Below are 3,084 nucleotides of genomic sequence, written 5' to 3'. Positions count from 1 at the left end.
AAAATTTCTAAGCGCTTTCGCGCCCGAAAATACCGGTAAGCACGGCCCAAAGGCTCTTCCATTACCCAGGACTAACCGGCAGGGTGATTGTGAAGCGGGTACCTTTCCCTTCCTCACTTTGGACGCTGATCTTTCCTTGGTGATCCTCAATGATCCGGTAGCTGATAGCAAGCCCCAGCCCGGTACCGTCTTCTTTGGTGGTAAAGAAGGCCTCGCCAAGATGCGAAAAATGCTCCGGCGGAATCCCTACCCCCGTATCTTCCACTTCCAGAACCACATTTTTCCCTGCCGCGTCGGGATAGAGACGAACCGTCAGTTGCCCACCGCAGGGCATCGCCTGGAAGGCATTCTGGATGAGATTAAGCAGGACTTGCTTAATCTGCTCCGGATCGGCTTGTACCGTAGGCACCGCAGGCGCACACTCCGAAACGAGCCTGATACCTTTGAGCACCGCCTGGTTCTCCACGATCATCAGGATATCCCTAACTACCCGGCCGAGGTCAGTGGCCACCGGCCGGAACTTCCCTGCCCGCGAAAGGTAAAGAAAGTTGCGGATGATCTCATTCACCCGGTCGATCTCGGAAAGGACGACATCCAGGTACTCCCGCTCCCGGTCGCCAGGGGGCTTTTTCTCCGCCAGGAGCTGAATGAAACCCCGCACCGAGGTTAGCGGGTTCCTGATTTCGTGAATGAGGCCAGCCGCGAGCTTCCCCATTGCTGCTAACTTTTCCGCCCTTTCGAGCGCCGCAGTCGGGTACTTGTCCTTCGCCGGTGCTTTCTCGAAGAGCTGCTGGCACGCACCCGCCTGAAGAAACTCGTGGTAGGCAACGTTATAGCGGTAGGAAACTTCCCGTGCCAAGTAGTCAGCAGCAGATTCAAGCAATTGGCAGGCGGCCACCTGCTCGCTGCGCTGCATCAGCGTCCGCGCAATACCCGCCTTTTCCCGCAAGAGCGGAACGCTCAGCCGCAGCCGGTGACCGATCTTAATCAGTTCGGGCCCCAGAGGAATCTCGCCGGTCCCGACCACTAACGCACCCAAAGGGTACTTAGCGTGGAAGAACTTAAGGCAGACGGGAGCCGCGCAAAGCATAAGCCCGCCTGGACAGGGAAGCGTAACAGGACGCCGCTCGATCACTGCCCGCAAGCTCGCCAACCAGCGGTGGTACCGGCAGGGTGAAACGCCGCCGACGCGGACTGCGGACTCGGCGACGGTCCGGCAGTACGGGAGGCCAACCGCATCGAACGGCGCTAAATTGGGGTCCTCGCTCAGCCACGGCGGCGTTGCGCTCACCGGAATGAAAGAAGCAGTGGTGTTGAGAACGCCGGAGAGCAACCGGACGAAGTACTCGGTGATCTCCGGATCGAGCGCCATCCCCCCAGCCACCCGGAAAGGCGGCAGAAAGCCACTCTCCCCGTAAAACTTCCGGGTGCCGTCCCCAAGCGCACCTACCCCTTTTTGCTCTTTTAAAAAACAGCTATTTGCCTGGGCGATGCGCAGCAGGTTTGCCACCCGGGCAGAAAATTCCTCCCGCGCTACAGGATCAAGCAGGTCGCCCACCCATGCCACCCTTGCCGGAGGCGCAAGGGAAACGTCCTGCACCACCCCGATAAGTGCCCGGCCGGCTGCAACCTTGATCTTCCGGCAGAGCGCCCAACCGTCCCGCTCGGCCTCTCGCTTACTTAGAAGCAGGACGGGCCAATCTGTCTCGCGCAGGACCTGTGGCAGCACTGCCGCATCAACCCGCGAAAGCGAAAAGTTTCCCGCTAAAATATTAACCCACGGCTCATTTTCGCTATCCAGAACCAGAATTTCACCGCTCAAACGTCGTTAATCCTCTTGTTTCGCTTAGATCTGCGCGAAATAACGCTCCAATCCTTCGACAATCCCGGGTGCCGCCGCCTGCCAGAACCAGTCGGCGTACATAAGCCCTTCCTCTTCCCGGTTGGAAATAAAGGCTACCTCGATTAAGGGCCGCAGGCATCGTCGTATGCCGCAATACGGCAAAGTTCGCCGTGAAGAGCCCCAAGTCCTTCCTTCCGGTCTTCGCCACTTAAAGATTTTTTTGGAGACATTCAGCCAGGTGCTCGCTTCCCGCCTTCCGCAAAGCCGGATCGGTAACGGGCGCGTACCAGGTGCTGGTCCCGGCCATACAGTCAACCTCGTTCGGGTTTCCCCAGGCATTCGCGGGGACGGAAACAAAGGCGCCCGCGCCCAGGTTATTTGCCAGTGCCGCCCGGGAATAGAGGTCCACGTAAACGTCGTCGGTACGGGTAAGATAAACCCGAGCGCCACGGCGAGTGAGTTCCTCGGCAGCAAGGCGCGCAACCGCCAGGTTAAAATCCTTCTCCTGTAACCCGGTAGGACCAATAGCGCCGGGATCACTGCCCCCGTGCCCCGGGTCGAGGACGATAACCTTACCGGCCATAGTGTAAAGCGGGCCCGGCACCACCCGCACCTTCAGGCAGCACTTATCGGCAGCAGGAATCGCCTCCCAGTGAACTTGCTTGTCTGGCGCTAGGTCGAGAACCACACGGACCGTCTCCGGCTCGAACCAGGCAGCCCGGATGCCGGAAATGAGGCCGGAACCGTAACGCCGGCTTTCGGGAAGGTTCCCGGGCGGCAGGCCCTTAATATCAATTGCCAACCGTGGCGGGTCTGGTACAAAAGCAACGCTCGTATCCACCGGACGGGCGAAGGTAAACGTCACTTCTGTGGTACCATCATATTCTTAAAGCTCGTAATTTATCAGGTTGGCGTCGCTTTCGCCTCTACTTACCGGGACCGGTACTGTAACCGGCACACCCAGCCCGGGACCACCAGATAGGGAAGCAGGAGGGTCAGCAGCCTCCGGGGCAGTAGAAACCGGTGGTGTTCCGGGGAAAGAGGACTGCGGCCGCGTTTCCGCCGGCACTTCCTGGAGTTGTACCTCTACTGGTGCCTGCCCGGCGACCGGCTTCACCAGCCAGCGATCCATACCTCCCGGCCGCTCCGCAACCGCACCCGGTACCAGGCGCCCGCCTTCCCTACCACCGCCAACCGCGCACCCCGCGAAATCTGGCCCACTTTCAAGTAACCCGCCCCCG

The 3,084-nt window shown here is 59.8% G+C and carries 5 protein-coding genes and 1 pseudogene; all 6 read right to left on the bottom strand.

Annotated features, from left to right (window positions below; genetic code table 11):
* Positions 1 to 61: 61 nt before the first annotated feature.
* The 6 genes and pseudogenes from ACUVTA_RS09205 to ACUVTA_RS09180 all read right to left on the bottom strand — a co-directional run bounded on the left by ACUVTA_RS09205 (position 62) and on the right by ACUVTA_RS09180 (position 3,031).
* On the bottom strand, positions 62 to 1,822 hold the full coding sequence (locus ACUVTA_RS09205) for a two-component system sensor histidine kinase NtrB (RefSeq protein WP_445952639.1): 1,761 nt from the start codon (positions 1,820 to 1,822) through the stop codon (positions 62 to 64).
* A gap of 24 nt (positions 1,823 to 1,846) precedes the next feature.
* On the bottom strand, positions 1,847 to 2,005 hold the full coding sequence (locus tag ACUVTA_RS09200; RefSeq protein ID WP_445952638.1) for a hypothetical protein: 159 nt from the start codon (positions 2,003 to 2,005) through the stop codon (positions 1,847 to 1,849).
* A gap of 46 nt (positions 2,006 to 2,051) precedes the next feature.
* A complete protein-coding gene (locus tag ACUVTA_RS09195; protein WP_445952641.1) occupies positions 2,052 to 2,531 on the bottom strand; it encodes an N-acetylmuramoyl-L-alanine amidase family protein in 480 nt (159 codons plus the stop codon).
* Positions 2,523 to 2,711 (bottom strand): annotated as a pseudogene (locus ACUVTA_RS09190) (AMIN domain-containing protein); the annotation flags it as partial. The gene ACUVTA_RS09195 and the pseudogene ACUVTA_RS09190, both read right to left, overlap by 9 nt.
* An 18-nt stretch (positions 2,712 to 2,729) precedes the next feature.
* Entirely contained in the window at positions 2,730 to 2,975 is a 246-nt protein-coding gene (locus ACUVTA_RS09185; protein WP_445952637.1) for a hypothetical protein, read from the bottom strand.
* Complete coding sequence (locus ACUVTA_RS09180) at positions 2,957 to 3,031, bottom strand: hypothetical protein (RefSeq protein ID WP_445952640.1); 75 nt, start codon at positions 3,029 to 3,031, stop codon at positions 2,957 to 2,959. The genes ACUVTA_RS09185 and ACUVTA_RS09180 overlap by 19 nt, the downstream gene beginning before the upstream one ends.
* Positions 3,032 to 3,084: the final 53 nt, after the last annotated feature.

It is taken from the genome of Thermodesulfitimonas sp., assembly GCF_052743955.1.
Note: the sequence above shows the minus strand (reverse complement) of the source record. Positions and strands in the feature narration are given on the sequence as shown.

Bases quoted from the DNA above. Each gene is read 5' to 3' on its own strand.
- ACUVTA_RS09185 (WP_445952637.1), bottom strand. From the start codon at position 2,975: ATGGATCGCTGGCTGGTGAAGCCGGTCGCCGGGCAGGCACCAGTAGAG.